Consider the following 534-nt stretch of genomic DNA (forward strand, 5'->3'; position numbering starts at 1 on the left):
GGATTTTCAAAATCGCTTTTTTTAATATTCTTATCCTCAATAAGTATAGCTATTCCAGATATCCACATTTCATCATCATCTTCATATGCTCTCCACAGTAGTCTTTCTACATAGGGCAACAAATCATTTTTATTGTAAGACACCAATAATGAAACAGTATACTCAAATGTAGGCCAATTTGCATCTTGTAATAGTTCTATTAAAAATGGTATATACTCTAATTTTCTAGTGTAACTCATCCTTTCTATAATATATAGAATATTGAACCATGAAAACTTACTTTTGTATCTCAAAGGATTAAAATAAGTTTCTGTATTATTTTCTTCTTTTTCTAATAATAATGCTAATTTGTCTAGTTTTTCCCCAGATATATTCTCGTTAATATAAATATTATATTCATATTTTTTAATTAAGTTATCAATCAATTTTGACATTACATGGTCCTCCATTATCTCTTATAGATATTGAAGCTAATATTTTTGTTAAGTAGTATGGATTCTCTTTTGCTGTTGGCCTGCTATTAATCCATTCCAT

General features: G+C 27.0%; 1 protein-coding gene. It reads right to left on the reverse strand.

Features of this window, described 5'->3' with window-relative positions; translation table 11 throughout:
* Window positions 1-434: DUF5071 domain-containing protein (locus HMPREF1495_RS10850; protein ID WP_034214745.1), on the reverse strand; the 434-nt coding region annotated here is incomplete at its 3' end.
* Window positions 435-534: the final 100 nt, after the last annotated feature.

Origin of the sequence: Lachnoanaerobaculum sp. MSX33, assembly GCF_000512995.1 — a bacterium.
Classification (GTDB): domain Bacteria; phylum Bacillota; class Clostridia; order Lachnospirales; family Lachnospiraceae; genus Lachnoanaerobaculum.